This window comes from Pseudomonas sp. S34 (assembly GCF_009866745.1).
GTDB classification, from domain to species: domain Bacteria; phylum Pseudomonadota; class Gammaproteobacteria; order Pseudomonadales; family Pseudomonadaceae; genus Aquipseudomonas; species Aquipseudomonas jessenii.
In genome coordinates this window covers 6,000,641-6,015,679 of record NZ_CP019398.1, presented here as the reverse complement: position 1 = coordinate 6,015,679, position 15,039 = coordinate 6,000,641, and the positions used below count along the sequence as shown (strand labels likewise).

Annotated in this window: 14 protein-coding genes, 1 other RNA gene and 3 pseudogenes; 11 read left to right on the top strand and 7 right to left on the bottom strand. The window is 61.2% G+C overall.

What is annotated here, in order from left to right; genetic code table 11:
- Positions 1-85: 85 nt before the first annotated feature.
- A complete protein-coding gene (locus PspS34_RS27040) occupies positions 86-538 on the bottom strand; it encodes an EVE domain-containing protein (RefSeq protein WP_154860920.1) in 453 nt (150 codons plus the stop codon).
- 195 nt (positions 539-733) lie between these two features.
- On the opposite strand from PspS34_RS27040, the gene PspS34_RS28350 reads away from it, so the two are divergent.
- A complete protein-coding gene (locus tag PspS34_RS28350) occupies positions 734-889 on the top strand; it encodes a hypothetical protein (protein WP_007982896.1) in 156 nt (51 codons plus the stop codon).
- A 35-nt stretch (positions 890-924) separates the two neighbouring features.
- Here PspS34_RS28350 and PspS34_RS27035 read toward each other — a convergent pair whose 3' ends face one another.
- The 5 genes and pseudogenes from PspS34_RS27035 to PspS34_RS28765 form a co-directional block, all read right to left on the bottom strand.
- Positions 925-1,530 (bottom strand): 5-formyltetrahydrofolate cyclo-ligase, encoded by a 606-nt coding sequence (locus PspS34_RS27035; protein ID WP_150813737.1) that lies wholly within the window; start codon positions 1,528-1,530, stop codon positions 925-927.
- Positions 1,531-1,616: 86 nt separating this feature from the next.
- A non-coding RNA gene (ssrS, locus tag PspS34_RS27030) (6S RNA) lies at positions 1,617-1,795 on the bottom strand.
- A 30-nt stretch (positions 1,796-1,825) separates the two neighbouring features.
- Positions 1,826-2,143, bottom strand: a complete 318-nt coding sequence (locus PspS34_RS27025) for a cell division protein ZapA (RefSeq protein WP_057712821.1) — start codon at positions 2,141-2,143, stop codon at positions 1,826-1,828.
- The gene (locus tag PspS34_RS27020; RefSeq protein WP_007982902.1) at positions 2,140-2,349 is read right to left on the bottom strand and encodes a TIGR02449 family protein; all 210 of its coding nucleotides are present in this window, start codon (positions 2,347-2,349) and stop codon (positions 2,140-2,142) included. Before PspS34_RS27020 ends, PspS34_RS27025 begins: the two co-directional genes overlap by 4 nt.
- Before the next feature lie 25 nt (positions 2,350-2,374).
- Positions 2,375-2,509 (bottom strand): annotated as a pseudogene (locus tag PspS34_RS28765) (outer membrane lipoprotein carrier protein LolA); the annotation flags it as partial.
- Positions 2,510-2,543: 34 nt separating this feature from the next.
- Between PspS34_RS28765 and PspS34_RS27015 the strand changes: the two are divergent.
- The 6 genes and pseudogenes from PspS34_RS27015 to PspS34_RS26990 all read left to right on the top strand — a co-directional run bounded on the left by PspS34_RS27015 (position 2,544) and on the right by PspS34_RS26990 (position 8,276).
- A complete protein-coding gene (locus tag PspS34_RS27015; RefSeq protein WP_154860921.1) occupies positions 2,544-3,101 on the top strand; it encodes a YecA family protein in 558 nt (185 codons plus the stop codon).
- Between the two features lie 27 nt (positions 3,102-3,128).
- Entirely contained in the window at positions 3,129-4,463 is a 1,335-nt protein-coding gene (pepP, locus tag PspS34_RS27010; protein WP_154860922.1) for a Xaa-Pro aminopeptidase, read from the top strand.
- Positions 4,460-5,647 (top strand): 2-octaprenyl-6-methoxyphenyl hydroxylase, encoded by a 1,188-nt coding sequence (ubiH, locus tag PspS34_RS27005; RefSeq protein WP_150813740.1) that lies wholly within the window; start codon positions 4,460-4,462, stop codon positions 5,645-5,647. The genes pepP and ubiH overlap by 4 nt, the downstream gene beginning before the upstream one ends.
- 37 nt (positions 5,648-5,684) lie before the next feature.
- Positions 5,685-5,792 (top strand): annotated as a pseudogene (locus tag PspS34_RS28760) (tetrameric acyl-CoA thioesterase); the annotation flags it as partial.
- A gap of 9 nt (positions 5,793-5,801) precedes the next feature.
- A complete protein-coding gene (locus PspS34_RS26995; protein WP_174245559.1) occupies positions 5,802-7,019 on the top strand; it encodes a 2-octaprenyl-3-methyl-6-methoxy-1,4-benzoquinol hydroxylase in 1,218 nt (405 codons plus the stop codon).
- Between the two features lie 252 nt (positions 7,020-7,271).
- Positions 7,272-8,276 (top strand): extracellular solute-binding protein, encoded by a 1,005-nt coding sequence (locus PspS34_RS26990; protein ID WP_057712826.1) that lies wholly within the window; start codon positions 7,272-7,274, stop codon positions 8,274-8,276.
- Positions 8,277-8,341: 65 nt separating this feature from the next.
- Here the strand turns inward: PspS34_RS26990 and PspS34_RS28755 are convergent.
- Positions 8,342-8,455, bottom strand: a pseudogene (locus PspS34_RS28755) (outer membrane lipoprotein carrier protein LolA); the annotation flags it as partial.
- Between the two features lie 26 nt (positions 8,456-8,481).
- Here PspS34_RS28755 and PspS34_RS26985 point away from each other — a divergent pair.
- The 4 genes from PspS34_RS26985 to gcvP all read left to right on the top strand — a co-directional run bounded on the left by PspS34_RS26985 (position 8,482) and on the right by gcvP (position 14,871).
- Entirely contained in the window at positions 8,482-10,098 is a 1,617-nt protein-coding gene (locus tag PspS34_RS26985) for an iron ABC transporter permease (protein ID WP_150813742.1), read from the top strand.
- A 156-nt stretch (positions 10,099-10,254) separates the two neighbouring features.
- Positions 10,255-11,337: a glycine cleavage system aminomethyltransferase GcvT gene (gene gcvT / locus PspS34_RS26980; protein ID WP_102669327.1), complete on the top strand. Its 1,083-nt coding sequence runs from the start codon at positions 10,255-10,257 to the stop codon at positions 11,335-11,337.
- A gap of 48 nt (positions 11,338-11,385) precedes the next feature.
- On the top strand, positions 11,386-11,769 hold the full coding sequence (gene gcvH / locus PspS34_RS26975) for a glycine cleavage system protein GcvH (protein ID WP_150813743.1): 384 nt from the start codon (positions 11,386-11,388) through the stop codon (positions 11,767-11,769).
- Positions 11,770-11,997: 228 nt separating this feature from the next.
- Entirely contained in the window at positions 11,998-14,871 is a 2,874-nt protein-coding gene (gene gcvP, locus PspS34_RS26970) for an aminomethyl-transferring glycine dehydrogenase (RefSeq protein WP_154860924.1), read from the top strand.
- Positions 14,872-15,039: the final 168 nt, after the last annotated feature.

Sequence of the window (15,039 nt, the reverse complement as noted above, 5' to 3'; positions counted from 1 at the left end):
TGGTGTATACGTGATCGTGTTCCAACACAAATCCATTGTGGGAGCGGGCTTGCCCGCGAAGAGGCCGGTACAGGCAATAAATGACTCAAGGCTTTAAAGCAATCACCGCCGCCCACTGCTCCGGGGTTACGGGCATCACCGATAACCGCGAGCCTTTCTGCACCAGTGGCAACTCGGCCAGCGCCGTCTGCTGTTTCAGATAATCCAGTTTCAGCACCCGGGCAAACGTTTCCACATGTGCTACATCGATCGCACTCCAGGCGTTTTTATCCGGGGTGGCCTTTGGGTCAAAATAATGGCTCTCTGGCTCCAGCGCCGTCGGGTCCGGATACGCGGCTTCGACAATCTTGCCGATTCCGGCGATGCCAGGCTCGGGGCAGCTGGAATGATAGAAAAAGAACTCATCCCCCACCGCCATGGTCCGCAGGAAATTGCGTGCCTGATAGTTGCGAACCCCGTCCCAGCGCGCTTTGCCGAGCTTTTCCAGCCCTTTGATCGAGAGTTCGTCGGGCTCGGATTTCATCAGCCAATAGGCCATGTCTTTTGCTCCTTGCGTGGTGATTGAGCAGCTTGTCGGCGATTTTATGACAAACCGACAGTCGGTTGACGTCAGCATTTGCGCAGCGGTTCACGTTGTCGCAAAATGCCGGCCTTTAAAGCTTGACGCTGCTGCACGGCCTACAAACGGAAACCGCTGCTGTCATCGTGTTGATGTGCCTTTGGGGGGCAATCGATGAAACGCAAACCGGATTTACTATGGATTTTGGTCATTTTGTTTGGCCTTGGCGTCGTGACCACTGGCTATGCCCAAAGCCTATGGGCCAACAAGACCGATGCGCCGGTCGAACTCGCCCAATTGCAGCAACAGTCGACAGCCTTCAAGCGCTGATCCTGTTGCCTCGGCGCCACTGATCGAAGTGGCGCCTAGCCTGCGTAATACCAGGCCTTGTCCGTCACCGTTCCTTGCAGCGGCACATCCCAGCTCGCCTGAGCCAATCGCGCCACTTTCTGACATTCATGGGCCAGCCCCAACAGCGTCGGCTTGCGCCAGCCATTTCGTCGCGCCAGGTAGGCCAGGCTCCGGTCGTAGAAACCACCGCCCATTCCCAGGCGTCCGCCGACATCGTCAAAACCCACCAATGGCAACAGCACCAGATCCAGCGCCCAGATCTTGCGCTGCCGGGCGAGGTTGGCCCGTGGTTCGAGAATACGGAAGCGGTTGGGTTTGAGTTTTTCCCCGGGACGGATGCGCTGGAACACCATTTTGGTTCGCGGCCAGGCGCTCAGCACCGGTAGATAGGTGGCTTTGCCCCGGCGTTGCGCGGCGCGCAGCAACAGACGCGGATCGATTTCACCGTCGGTGGGCAGGTAGAGGGAGATGTGCCGGGCGCGGCGGAACAGCGGTTGCTGGGCCAATTGCTTGTACAGCCCGCGAGCGGCCTGGCGTTGCTGGCTGGGTGTCAGTGCGCGGCGGGCCTTGCGCAGCATGCGTCGAAGTTGCGGGCGGGGGAGCAGCGCAGGTTCGGTCATGTATTTGGGCTTCAACAATGCGGATACGTGAAGCGTACCCGTAAAAACGCCAATGCCGGTATCAAAACCGGCATTGGACTGAAATCAGGCTCCCCGAATGTGCCGCTGTCGACTTAGCCCTTGAACCCGAAAGTTCAAGGTGGAAGATGCAGTAGGCTTTAAGGCTTTCCGTCTAGCGGACATGCACACCAGCCCAACGTGCAACCTCCAGGGTATAGCAAATCGGCTCAGGGACATCGCCAACTGGCAAGCACCCCAGGGAGTGAGGGGATTATACCGCAAGCGGCGGCGCGAATCAGCCTTTGGTGACATCCGGATCGGTGGCGAGCGCCAGATCGACTCGATCGAGCAGGTCACGCACTTGTTCGCGGGTCGAGCCGCTGGCCTGGATATCCGGCCGTTCTTCCTTGTGCAACAGGTCGTGGGTGATGTTCAGCGCGGCCATCACGGCGATACGGTCGGCGCCGATGACTTTGCCGCTGCTGCGGATCTCGCGCATCTTGCCGTCCAGATAACGGGCGGCGCTGATCAGATTACTGCGCTCTTCCTGTGGGCAGATGATCGAATACTCTTTGTCGAGGATCTGCACGGTGACGCTATTGCTTGAACTCATGAGTCTTGCTCCAGGGCCTTGAGGCGCGAAATCATCGATTCGACCTTACGCCGGGCGATTTCGTTTTTTTCAATGAGGTGCGCGCGTTCCTCGCGCCAGGTCTTTTCCTGAGCTAGTAAGAGTCCGTTTTGACTCTTAAGTTGCTCGACTCGGGTAATCAGCAGTTCGAGTCTGGCCATCAGCGCTTGCAGGTCGGTGTCTTCCATTGTCTTCACTGTCTGATGGGTGTCGGACTGAAGGAGCGAGCTTGCTCGCGATGAACCCGAGAACGCCGCGGGGTGTCAGGTACCCAGCGTTATCATTGACGACCATCGCGAGCAAGCTCGCTCCTACAGGGGTAGTCGATGTAGGATACAAGGCCTTCATTCTAGACATAGCGCCGTCTGGCGCCTAGCTGCCCATGACCATTCAGAATTCCCCGTACCAAGCCTTCGCCACCCTGCTGACTTCCAGCGGTCATAACGTCTCGCCTGCCGAACTGCATGGCCTGCTGCTCGGCCGCAGCTGTGCCGGCGCCGGTTTCAATGCCGAAGAGTGGTTGATCGACGCCGCCGAACTGCTCGAAAGCGAGCCGCAGGACAACGTTCGCAACGCCTTGATCGGCTTGCAAGAGATGGTCAAGGGCGAGCTAACGGGCGATGACGTGACCGTCGTTCTGCTTTTGCCGACCGATGACGCCCCCCTCACCGACCGTGCTGTCGCACTGGGCCAGTGGTGCCAGGGTTTCCTCAGCGGTTTCGGCCTGAACTGCCGTGACAGCAGCGCCCTGAGCACCGAGGCCACCGAGGTGCTGCAGGATCTGGCGGCCATTTCCCAGGTGCAGGATGCCCTGGAAGAGTCCGACGACGGCGAAAACGACTACATGGAAGTCATGGAATACCTGCGCGTCGCTCCGCTGCTGCTGTTCTCCGAGACCAAAAAAGACGTACCGGCCGCCACCAAACCGTCGCTGCACTAATCGTTTGCCAGGGAACGCCATCTGCCCATGATCCATATCCCGAAATCGGAATACAGCCGTCGCCGCAAGGCCCTGATGGCGCAGATGGAACCCAACAGCATCGCCATCCTGCCCGCCGCCGCGGTGGCCATTCGTAACCGCGACGTCGAGCACGTCTACCGCCAGGACAGTGACTTCCAGTACCTCAGCGGCTTTCCCGAGCCCCAGGCCGTATTGGTGTTGATGCCGGGGCGCGTACATGGCGAATACATCCTGTTCTGCCGCGAACGCAATGCCGAGCGCGAGCTGTGGGATGGCCTGCGTGCCGGGCAGGAAGGCGCGATTCGCGACTTCGGCGCCGACGATGCCTTTCCGATCACTGATATCGACGACATCCTGCCGGGCCTGATCGAAGGCCGTGACCGGGTATATTCGGCCATGGGCAGCAACCCCGAATTCGACCGCCACCTGATGGAGTGGATCAACGTGATCCGCTCCAAGGCCAACCTCGGTGCCCAGCCGCCGAACGAATTCGTTGCCCTGGATCATCTGCTGCACGACATGCGCCTGTATAAATCGGCGGCAGAAGTGAAAGTGATGCGCGAGGCGGCGCGGATTTCCGCCCAGGCGCATGTACGGGCAATGCAGGCCTGTCGCGCCGGATTGCACGAATTCAGCCTGGAAGCCGAGCTCGATTACGAGTTCCGCAAGGGCGGGGCGAAGATGCCGGCCTACGGGTCGATCGTCGCGGCGGGGCGCAACAGCTGCATCCTGCATTACCAGCAGAATGACGCGCTGCTCAAGGACGGTGATCTGGTGCTGATCGATGCCGGTTGCGAGATCGATTGCTACGCCAGCGACATCACCCGGACCTTTCCGGTCAGCGGCAAATATTCAGCGGAACAGAAAGCGATCTACGAATTGGTGCTGGCCTCCCAGGAAGCCGCCTTTGCCGAAATCGCCCCGAACAAGCACTGGAATCAGGCGCACGAGGCCACGGTCCGGGTCATCACGGCCGGGCTGGTCGAGCTGGGTCTGCTGCGTGGTGACGTTGACGAACTGATCGCCAGTGAAGCCTACAAGGCGTTTTACATGCACCGCGCCGGCCATTGGTTGGGCATGGATGTGCATGACGTCGGCGAATATAAGGTCGGCGGCGAGTGGCGCGTGCTGGAAGTCGGCATGGCGCTGACCGTTGAGCCGGGGATCTATATCGCCCCGGACAACCAGAATGTTGCGAAGAAATGGCGCGGCATCGGCGTGCGCATCGAGGACGACGTAGTGGTTACCAAAACCGGCTGTGAAATATTGACGAGCGGCGTGCCGAAAACCGTCGCCGAGATAGAGGCCCTGATGGCCGCCGCGCGGACACAGGCAGCATGAGTCGAGTCAATCTGGCAATCATTGGTGGCGGGCTGGTCGGTGCAAGCCTGGCACTGGCGCTTCAGGCCGGGGCCAAAGCCCGAGGCTGGAAGATCGTGTTGATCGAGCCGTTTGCTCCTGGCGACACCTGGCAACCGAGTTACGATGCCCGTTCCTCGGCGTTGTCCTTCGGCTCGCGGCAAATCTATCAACGGTTGGGTGTCTGGCAGGAAGTCTCGCGCCGAGCCGAGCCGATCAAGCAGATTCATGTTTCCGACCGTGGTCGATTCTCGACGGCGCGGTTGTCGGCGATGGAAGAGGGTGTTCCAGCGCTGGGTTATGTCGTTGAAAACGCCTGGCTCGGCCAATGCCTGTGGCAAGGCCTGGACAAGGACGTGATCAGATGGCACTGCCCGGCAGAAGTCACCCGCATGGAGCCGCTGACCGACGGCTACCGCCTGACCCTCAATGATGAAACCACCCTGGAATGCGACCTCGCGGTGCTCGCCGATGGTGGCCGCTCTGGCCTGCGCGAGCAACTTGGGATCGGCATCCGCAAGCGTCCGTACAACCAGAGCGCGCTGATCGCCAACATCACCCCGAGCGAAGCCCACAACGGCATGGCTTTCGAGCGCTTCACCGACGAAGGCCCGATGGCGTTGCTGCCGCTTCCGGATAATCGCTGCGCATTGGTCTGGACCCGCCTGGGCATGGACGCGCAACGCCTGGCAGCCCTCGACGAGCGCAGCTTCCTCAGCGAGTTGCAGGGTGTGTTCGGTTATCGCCTTGGCACATTGAAGCAGGTGGGTGCGCGGCATCTGTATCCGCTGACACTGGTCGAGGCCGAAGAACAGGTGCGCCCGCATCTGGCGGTGCTCGGCAACGCGGCGCACAGCCTGCATCCGATTGCCGGCCAGGGATTCAACCTGTCCCTGCGCGACGCTCAGGCCCTGGCCAATGCCTTGCTCGCCAGTGAAAAACCATTGGGCGACTTCGCCACGTTGCAGGCCTATCGCGAACACCAGCGTCTCGATCAGGACCTCACCGTGGGTTTCTCCGATCAGGTTACGCGCCTGTTCGGCAGTACCCAGCCGCTGGTGTCCCTGGGGCGCAACATCGGCTTGCTCGGCCTCGATCTGCTGCCACCGGCCAAACGCTGGTTTGCCCGGCAGGCGATGGGGCTGGGTACGCGTCCAGATGCGTAACTGGCTGATCCGCCGATTCGGCAAGGCGCGATTGATAAAATACCTGCCTTGCAGGTTCGACATTCATGACAGCGCCGGCCACTGGGTGGCGCGGGTCGGGAAAACCCTTTACGTGCGGCTCAAGCCGCAAGAGAGACAGGCTTAAAGCATGGAAATGCGCGCAGATCTGCTGATTGTCGGGGCCGGAATGGTCGGCAGCGCCCTGGCGCTGGCGTTGCAGGACAGCGGGCTGGAAGTCCTGCTGCTGGACGGCAGCCCCATGAGCGTCAAACCGTTCAACGCTCAGGCAGCGTTTGAGCCACGGGTGAGCGCCTTGTCGACTGCCAGCCAGCGGATTCTCGAGCGCCTGGGCGTGTGGGACGGCATCGCCGGGCGGCGCAGCAGCCCCTACACCGACATGCAGGTCTGGGATGGCAGCGGCACCGGGCAAATCCACTTCTCGGCGGCCAGCGTGCATGCCGAGGTGCTGGGGCATATCGTCGAGAACCGCGTGGTCCAGGATGCCTTGCTTGAGCGTCTGCACGATTGCGACCTGGGGTTGCTGGCCAATGCTCGCCTGGAGCAGATGCGCCGCTCCGGCGATGACTGGCTGCTGACCCTGGCCGATGGCCGCACCCTGCGCGCGCCACTGGTGATCGCGGCAGATGGCGCCAACTCGGCGGTGCGACGCCTGGCCGGAGTGGCGACCCGCGAATGGGATTATTTGCACCATGCCATCGTCACCAGCGTGCGTTGCGCCAAACCGCATCAGATGACGGCGTGGCAGCGCTTCACCGACACCGGCCCGTTGGCGTTTCTACCCCTTGAGCGGGACGGCCAACAGGATTGGTGTTCGATCGTCTGGTCGACCACACCCGGCGAAGCCGAACGTCTGATGGCGATGGATGAGCAAGGTTTCTGCAAGGCATTGGAGCGGGCCTTTGAAGGTCGGCTCGGCGAAGTACTGAGCGCCGACCCGCGCCTGTGTGTGCCCCTGCGTCAGCGGCATGCCAAGCGGTATGTGGCTGAAGGCCTGGCATTGATCGGCGACGCGGCCCACACCATTCACCCATTGGCCGGGCAGGGGGTGAATCTCGGATTCCTCGATGCCGCCGTGCTGGCCGAAGTGTTGCTGCAAGCGGCAACACGTGGCGAACGCCTGGCGGATGTGAAAGTCCTCAGCCGTTACGAGCGTCGACGCATGCCCCACAACCTGGCGCTGATGGCGGCGATGGAAGGCTTCGAGCGGTTGTTCCAGGCCGATCCGTTGCCGGTGCGCTGGTTGCGTAATACCGGATTGAAAATGGTGGAGAAAATGCCGGAAGCCAAGGCGTTGTTCGTGCGTGAAGCGCTGGGGTTGACCGGGGATTTGCCGGCACTCGCCAAGGCCTGAAGTGAGCATGGCCTTGTGGCGAGGGGGCTTGCCCCCGTTCGAGCGCGAAGCGGTCGTAGACCGGATGGCAGGATTTTTCTGGAAAAATGCCAGGACTGCTTTGCAGTCCAACGGGGGCGAGCCCCCTCGCCACATTTGTCAGTTAATCTGCTTGTGCAACATCTGGTAACTCCTCCGCAAGCGGGTTCGATTGAGAAGCTAAATGTGAGTCCTTATCATTTGTCCTCATTTTTCAATCGAGAGACCGCTCCCATGTTGGCACCGAAGCGTCTACTGACTGCACTGGCCTTGACCCTGATCGGCAGCACCGCCGCCCAGGCCGCTGACGAAGTGGTGGTCTACTCCTCGCGAATCGACGAGCTGATCAAGCCAGTATTCGATGCCTACACTGCCAAGACCGGCGTGAAGGTGAAGTTCATCACCGACAAGGAAGCGCCGTTGATGCAGCGGCTCAAGGCCGAGGGCGCGAATACGCCGGCCGACCTGCTGCTCACCGTCGATGCCGGCAACCTCTGGCAAGCCGAGCAGATGGGCATCCTCCAACCGTTCACCTCGAAAACCATCGACACCAATATTCCGCTGCAATACCGGGCAGCCTCCCACGCCTGGACCGGCCTGAGCCTGCGGGCGCGGACCATTGCCTACTCCACAGATCGGGTGAAGCCGGGTGAACTGACCACCTACGAAGCGCTGGCCGACAAGCAATGGGAAGGCCGCCTGTGCCTGCGCACGGCGAAGAAGGTCTACAACCAGTCCCTGACCGCGACCATGATCGAAGTGCACGGCGCCGGGAAGACCGAGGAAATCCTCAAGGGCTGGGTCAGGAACCTGTCCACTGACGTGTTCTCCGACGACACCGCCGTGCTGGAAGCGATCAACGCCGGTCAGTGCGACGTCGGTATCGTCAACACCTACTACTACGGCCGCCTGCACAAGCAGAAGCCAGACCTGCCGGTGAAACTGTTCTGGCCGAACCAGGCTGACCGTGGCGTACACATCAACTTGTCGGGTATCGGCCTGACACAACACGCGCCACACCCGGAAGCGGCCAAGGCTCTGGTGGAGTGGATGACCACCCCTGAAGCGCAGAAAATCTTTGCCGACGTGAACCAGGAGTTCCCGGCGAATCCGGCCGTGCAGCCATCGGCTGAAGTCGCCGCATGGGGCAAGTTCATTGCTGATACCTTGCCCGTGGAAATCGCTGGCAAGCGCCAGGCTGAGGCGATTCGCATGATGGACAAGGCTGGCTGGAACTGAGCCAGCTGTTATGCTGCGCCCCGCCTAGGCGGGGCGTTTGTTTTTGCGTTACGCACCCCTGACGCTGTAGGAGCGAGCTTGCTCGCGATGAACGTCAGGGCGCCGCGGACCGTCAGGCTTCCCGCATTATCGTTGACGTTTTTCGCGAGCGAGCTCGCTCCTACCAGTGTCGATCTCATCCATTAGATAGTAGAGAACCAAGCCTGTGGCCCATCCCGCCCAACGCCGCTGGTATCCAGTCGTCTTCGCCATTGCTGCGCTGGTCCTGTTGCCCCTGAGCGTGTTGCTGCTGTCCTGGCAAACCATCGATCAACAGATCTGGTCTCATCTCTGGGACACGCAGATGCCGCGTTTGCTGGGCAATACCCTGACCCTGGTGCTAGGCGTTGGTGTCGGCGTGACAGTCCTGGGTGTCAGCCTGGCCTGGCTCACCAGCCTTTGCGAATTCCCCGGTCGGCGCTGGCTGGACTGGGCATTGATGCTGCCCTTCGCGATCCCGGCCTATGTGCTGGCCTTCGTCTTCGTCGGCCTGCTGGATTTTGCCGGGCCCGTGCAAACCCTGCTGCGCGAGTGGTTTGGCAGTGGCCTGCGGCTGCCGCGCGTGCGCTCCACGGGTGGCGTGATCGTCGTGCTCGTGCTGGTTTTCTATCCCTATGTTTACCTGCTGGCCCGCACAGCCTTCCTTGCCCAGGGCAAAGGCCTGATGGAAGCCGCGCGGGTCCTTGGCCAATCGCCCTGGCAAGCGTTCTGGCGGGTGGCATTGCCCATGGCGCGGCCAGCCATCGGTGCGGGCGTGGCATTGGCACTGATGGAAACCCTGGCGGACTTCGGCGCAGTGTCGGTGTTCAACTTCGATACCTTCACCACGGCCATCTACAAGACCTGGTACGGTTTTTTCAGCCTGTCGTCCGCCGCGCAACTGGCCAGCCTGTTACTGCTGGTGGTGATGCTCGTGCTCTACGGCGAACGGCGTGCCCGTGGGGCGAACCGGGCGAGTAACGAGCGACCACGGGTCAAGGCGCTGTATCACCTGCGAGGCGTCAAGGCACTGGCGGCCACGATGTGGTGCTGCCTGGTGTTCGCCTGTGCTTTCGTTATCCCGATGCTGCAATTGGTGGTGTGGTTCTGGCTGCGTGGGCGCTTCGATCTCGACGAGCGCTACACCGGGTTGATCGTCCATACCTTGTACCTGGGGGCGATGGCGGCGTTGATCACCGTCAGCGTCGCCTTGTTACTGGCGTTTGCCCGACGACTGGCGCCCACCCGGGTCATTCGTTCCGGGGTCAGTCTGGCCAACCTGGGCTACGCCTTGCCCGGTTCGGTGTTGGCGGTGTCGATCATGCTCGCGTTCAGTTACCTGGACCGCGAACTGGTGATCCCGCTCTCGAGTTGGCTCGGTGGTGCGGGCAAGCCGCTGCTGCTGGGCAGCCTGTCGGCATTGTTGCTGGCCTATCTGGTGCGCTTCATTGCGGTGGCTTACGGACCGCTGGAAAGCAGCCTGGCGCGTATACGGCCATCTTTGCCCGAAGCGGCACGTAGCCTTGGCGTCAGTGGGCCACGACTGTTTTTCAAAGTGTATCTGCCATTATTGCTACCCGGCACGTTGAGCGCCGCGCTGCTGGTGTTCGTCGATGTGCTCAAGGAAATGCCCGCAACCTTGCTGATGCGCCCGTTTGGCTGGGACACGCTGGCGGTGCGAATCTTCGAAATGACCAGCGAAGGCGAATGGGCGCGGGCGTCTTTGCCGGCATTGACTCTGGTACTGGTCGGGCTGTTACCGGTCATCGGATTGATCCGACGCTCAGCACATCGAAACAGCTAGGTGTCAGTCCTACACCTTGCGGCTACAATGCGCGGCATTCGGTGCGGTCCGTCTGACAGACCAGGTAGCTGAAATCGGTTGAAGGCCCTTTATTTCAAGGCATTCAGTCCGTGCAGCACCAGCCCGCACCTTCGCCACGCCCGGAAGGAGAAACCCATGGGACAGCGTACGCCTCTGTATGACCTTCATCTCGCACTCGGCGCGAAGATGGTCGATTTTGGCGGTTGGGACATGCCTCTGCATTATGGATCGCAGGTCGAGGAACACCATCAGGTGCGCCGCGATTGCGGTGTCTTCGATGTATCCCACATGACCGTAATCGATGTCGGTGGCGCCCAGGCAAAGGCCTGGCTCCGGCATTTACTGGCCAATGATGTCGAACGCCTGCACAGCCCAGGCCGTGCGTTGTACAGCACCATGCTCAACGAGCAGGGCGGGATTGTCGACGACATGATCGTCTACCGTCTCGATGAGGGTTATCGCCTGGTGGTCAACGCCTCCACCCGCGATCAGGACATGGCCTGGATGCAAGCGCATCTCGACGGTTTCGATGTGCAACTTCGCGAGCGTTCCGAGTTGGCGATGCTGGCCATCCAGGGCCCCCACGCCCGGCAGAAAATTGCCGAACTGGTCAGTCAGTCCCGCGGCAACCTGATCCAGCTCCTCAAGCCTTTCGAAGGCCTGTCCGATGGTGACTGGTTCATCGCACGCACCGGTTATACCGGCGAAGACGGCCTGGAAATCATTCTGCCGGCCGATCAGGCGCCAGGCTTTTTCAACGATCTGGTCGGCGCCGGGATTTCTCCCATCGGTCTTGGCGCGCGGGATACCTTGCGGGTCGAAGCCGGCATGAATCTTTACGGTCAGGATATCCAGCAGGATATTTCACCCTTGGCCTCCAATATGGCCTGGACCATTGCCTGGGAACCTGCCACCCGGCAGTTCATCGGGCGCAAGGCGCTGGAAGCCGAGCAGGCTGCCGGTGTACAGCAAAAACTGGTCGGTCTGGTCCTTGAGGAACGCGGTGTTTTGCGCGCTCATCAGGTGGTCCGCATCGCCGATGTTGGCGAAGGGGAGATCACCAGTGGTAGTTTCTCTCCTACGCTAAGCAAGTCGATTGCACTGGCGCGCGTGCCGATGGCAACAGCCGACCGCGCTGAAGTGGAAATCCGTGGCAAGTGGTACCCGGTCCGGGTGGTCAAACCGACCTTCGTACGCCACGGCAAAACCTTGATCTAATCTTTTCTGGCGGACATGACCGCCGACCATTTCCTGAGGACACAGAACATGAGCGATATCCCTGCCGACCTGCGTTTTGCCGAAAGTCACGAATGGGCACGTCTGGAAGCCGATGGCACCGTCACCGTGGGCATCAGCGATCACGCGCAGGAAGCGCTGGGTGACGTGGTGTTCGTCGAGCTGACTGAGGTCGGCAACGTGTTTGCTGCCGGTGATCAGTCGGGTGTCGTTGAATCGGTCAAAGCCGCTTCCGACATTTATGCACCGATCAGCGGTGAAGTGATCGCGGTCAATGAAGCGTTGAGCGCTGAGCCTGAGCTGCTCAACTCCGATCCGTACGGCGCGTGGATCTTCAAGCTCAAGCCAAGTGACACCGCCGAGCTGGAAAAACTGCTGGATGCCGCCGGCTACAAGGCCGCCATCGGCGAGTAAGCCTTCAGCGTCATCCAAAGCCCCGACTCGTCGGGGCTTTTTGTTGTCTGGCGAATTTCCCTTATAGGAGCGAGCTTGCTCGCGATGGTCGTTAACGATAACGCTGCAACCTGAGACCCCGCGGCGCGCTCGGGGTCATCGCGAGCAAGCTCGCTCCTACAGAGTGGCTGCTATGCTGGTTTGATCGTGTTGCATCGACGCTGAGCGCCAGTCAAGAGAGAGCCCGTCATGTCCCAATTGCCGTCCCTGAGCCAGTTACGCGACCCCAATGCCTTTCTACGCCGCCACCTCGGGCCCGATGCCGCCGAGCAACAGGCGATGCTCGACAGCCTCGGCCTGGGCAGTCGGGTCGAATTGATCGAGCAGACGGTGCCGCCGGGCATCCGCCTCAACCGGGCGCTGGACCTGCCCCCGGCACTCGATGAAGAGGCCGCGCTGGCCAAGCTGCGCGGTTATGCCGAGCAGAACCAGGTCTGGACCAGCCTGATCGGCATGGGCTATCACGGCACCCTCACACCGGCGGTCATTCTGCGTAATGTGCTGGAAAATCCCGGCTGGTACACCGCGTACACCCCCTATCAGCCAGAGATCGCCCAAGGGCGACTCGAAGCGCTGCTGAACTTCCAGCAACTGACCATCGACCTGACCGGCCTGGAACTGGCCAATGCCTCGCTGCTTGATGAAGCCACCGCCGCGGCGGAGGCCATGGCCTTGGCCAAGCGGGTCGCCAAGTCCAAAAGCAACCTGTTCTTTGTCGACGAAAACTGCCACCCGCAAACCATTTCCGTGGTGCAGACCCGCGCTGAAGGTTTCGGCTTCGATCTGATCGTCGACACTGTGGATAACTTGAAGCGGCACCAGGTGTTCGGCGCGCTGCTGCAATACCCTGACACCCATGGTGAAATCCACGACCTGCGACCGCTGATTGATCACCTGCACGCGCAACAGGCCCTGGCCTGTGTCGCCACGGATTTGCTGAGCCTGTTGTTGTTGACTCCGCCGGGTGAACTGGGTGCCGATGTGGTGTTCGGCTCGTCCCAGCGATTTGGTGTGCCCATGGGCTACGGCGGGCCTCATGCAGCATTTTTTGCCAGCCGCGATGAATACAAGCGCGCGATTCCCGGGCGGATCATCGGTGTTTCGAAAGATGCGCGGGGCAACACCGCCCTGCGCATGGCCCTGCAAACCCGCGAGCAACACATCCGCCGGGAGAAGGCCAACTCCAACATCTGCACGGCCCAGGTGCTGCTGGCCAATATCGCCAGTTTCTATGCGGTCTACCACGGCCCCGAAGGGCTCAAGCGAATTGCCCAGCGGGTTCATCGGCTGACCTGCATCCTTGCCGCCGGGCTTGAACGCAACGGTATCACCCGGGTCAACCGGCACTTCTTCGACACCTTGACGCTGGAAGTCGGCGGGACCCAGACCGCGATCATCGAAAGTGCCCGGGCCGCACAGATCAACCTGCGCATTCTCGGGCGCGGCCAGCTGGGCTTGAGCCTCGACGAAACCTGCGACGAAGGCACCGTGGCGAAGCTGTTCGACGTGTTCCTGGGGGCCGATCACGGGCTCAGCATCGACGACCTGGATGCCGAAGTCTTGCCTGGCGGAATTCCCCAAGGGCTGGCGCGAACTTCACCTTATCTGCGTCACCCCGTGTTCAGCGCCCATCACAGTGAAACCGAGATGCTGCGCTACCTCAAGCAGCTGGAAAACAAGGACCTGGCGCTCAATCAATCGATGATCCCGTTGGGCTCCTGCACCATGAAGCTCAACGCCACCAGCGAGATGATCCCGATTACCTGGCCGCAGTTCGCTAACCTGCACCCGTTCGTGCCCAAGGAACAGGCCGCCGGTTATGGGCTGATGATCGAGGAACTGGAGCGCTGGTTGTGCGCGATCACCGGTTTCGACGCGATCTGCATGCAACCCAACTCCGGCGCCCAGGGCGAATACGCCGGGCTGCTGGCGATCCGCAAATACCATGAGAGCCGGCAACAGGGCGGCCGTGATATCTGCCTGATTCCTTCGTCGGCTCACGGCACCAATCCCGCGTCGGCGCAAATGGCCGGGATGCGCGTGGTGATCGTCGAGTGCGACGAGGCGGGCAACGTCGACCTGGATGACCTCAAGGAAAAAGCCGCGCAGGCCGCCGAAAAACTCGCCTGCCTGATGGCGACCTATCCTTCGACCCATGGGGTGTATGAGGAAGGCATCAGCGAAATCTGTGAGGTGATCCACCAGCACGGGGGGCAGGTGTACATGGATGGCGCCAACCTCAACGCTCAGGTGGGGTTGGCGCGGCCGGCCGATATTGGTGCCGATGTCTCGCACATGAACCTGCACAAGACCTTCTGCATTCCCCATGGTGGCGGTGGGCCGGGCATGGGGCCGATTGGTGTTCGGGCACATCTGGCGCCGTTCGTGGCCAACCATCCGGTGGTACCAATCGACGGGCCGCACCCGCAAAATGGCGCCGTCAGCGCAGCGCCTTGGGGCAGCGCAAGCATTCTGCCGATCAGCTGGATGTACATCGCCATGATGGGGCCGCAACTGGCGGACGCCAGCGAAGTGGCGATCCTGGCCGCGAATTACCTGGCGCGGCATTTGTCCGGTGCTTTCCCGGTGCTCTATACCGGGCGCAACGAACGGGTGGCCCACGAATGCATCCTCGACCTGCGACCGCTCAAGGCGTTGACCGGCATTACCGAGGAGGACGTGGCCAAGCGTCTGATGGATTACGGCTTCCATGCCCCGACCATGTCGTTTCCCGTGCCGGGGACGCTGATGGTCGAACCGACCGAAAGTGAATCGAAGGCGGAGCTGGACCGGTTCATCGGGGCGATGCTGAGCATCCGCGCGGAAATCAATGAGGTGCAGAACGGTAATTGGCCGGCTGAAGAAAATCCGTTGAAAGGTGCGCCGCATACGTTGGCCGATATCACCGGCGTGTGGGAACGACCGTACAGCATCGTGCAAGCGGTCACGCCGGACGCGCACACCAAGGCTCACAAATATTGGCCGGTGGTGAACCGGGTGGATAATGTGTATGGGGACCGGAACCTGTTTTGTGCGTGTGTGCCGGTGGACGACTACCGCTGACATCTCAGGCAACACATAACCCCTGTAGGAGCGAGCTTGCTCGCGATGGTCGTTAACGATGCCGTGTGTTTACTGACTAAACGCAGCGCTCTTGAGTCCATCGCGAGCAAGCTCGCTCCTACAGGGGGGCTCGGTGAACATGAGATTTGTGATCGCAAGGCAAAAAAA

Bases quoted from the DNA above. Each gene is read 5' to 3' on its own strand.
- PspS34_RS26995 (WP_174245559.1), top strand. From the start codon at position 5,802: ATGCGCGCAGATCTGCTGATTGTCGGGGCCGGAATGGTCGGCAGCGCC.
- gcvT (WP_102669327.1), top strand. From the start codon at position 10,255: ATGGGACAGCGTACGCCTCTGTATGACCTTCATCTCGCACTCGGCGCG.
- PspS34_RS27020 (WP_007982902.1), bottom strand. From the start codon at position 2,349: ATGGAAGACACCGACCTGCAAGCGCTGATGGCCAGACTCGAACTGCTG.
- PspS34_RS27040 (WP_154860920.1), bottom strand. From the start codon at position 538: ATGGCCTATTGGCTGATGAAATCCGAGCCCGACGAACTCTCGATCAAA.
- PspS34_RS27025 (WP_057712821.1), bottom strand. From the start codon at position 2,143: ATGAGTTCAAGCAATAGCGTCACCGTGCAGATCCTCGACAAAGAGTAT.
- PspS34_RS28350 (WP_007982896.1), top strand. From the start codon at position 734: ATGAAACGCAAACCGGATTTACTATGGATTTTGGTCATTTTGTTTGGC.
- pepP (WP_154860922.1), top strand. From the start codon at position 3,129: ATGATCCATATCCCGAAATCGGAATACAGCCGTCGCCGCAAGGCCCTG.
- PspS34_RS27035 (WP_150813737.1), bottom strand. From the start codon at position 1,530: ATGACCGAACCTGCGCTGCTCCCCCGCCCGCAACTTCGACGCATGCTG.
- gcvP (WP_154860924.1), top strand. From the start codon at position 11,998: ATGTCCCAATTGCCGTCCCTGAGCCAGTTACGCGACCCCAATGCCTTT.
- PspS34_RS26990 (WP_057712826.1), top strand. From the start codon at position 7,272: ATGTTGGCACCGAAGCGTCTACTGACTGCACTGGCCTTGACCCTGATC.
- ubiH (WP_150813740.1), top strand. From the start codon at position 4,460: ATGAGTCGAGTCAATCTGGCAATCATTGGTGGCGGGCTGGTCGGTGCA.
- gcvH (WP_150813743.1), top strand. From the start codon at position 11,386: ATGAGCGATATCCCTGCCGACCTGCGTTTTGCCGAAAGTCACGAATGG.
- PspS34_RS27015 (WP_154860921.1), top strand. From the start codon at position 2,544: ATGACCATTCAGAATTCCCCGTACCAAGCCTTCGCCACCCTGCTGACT.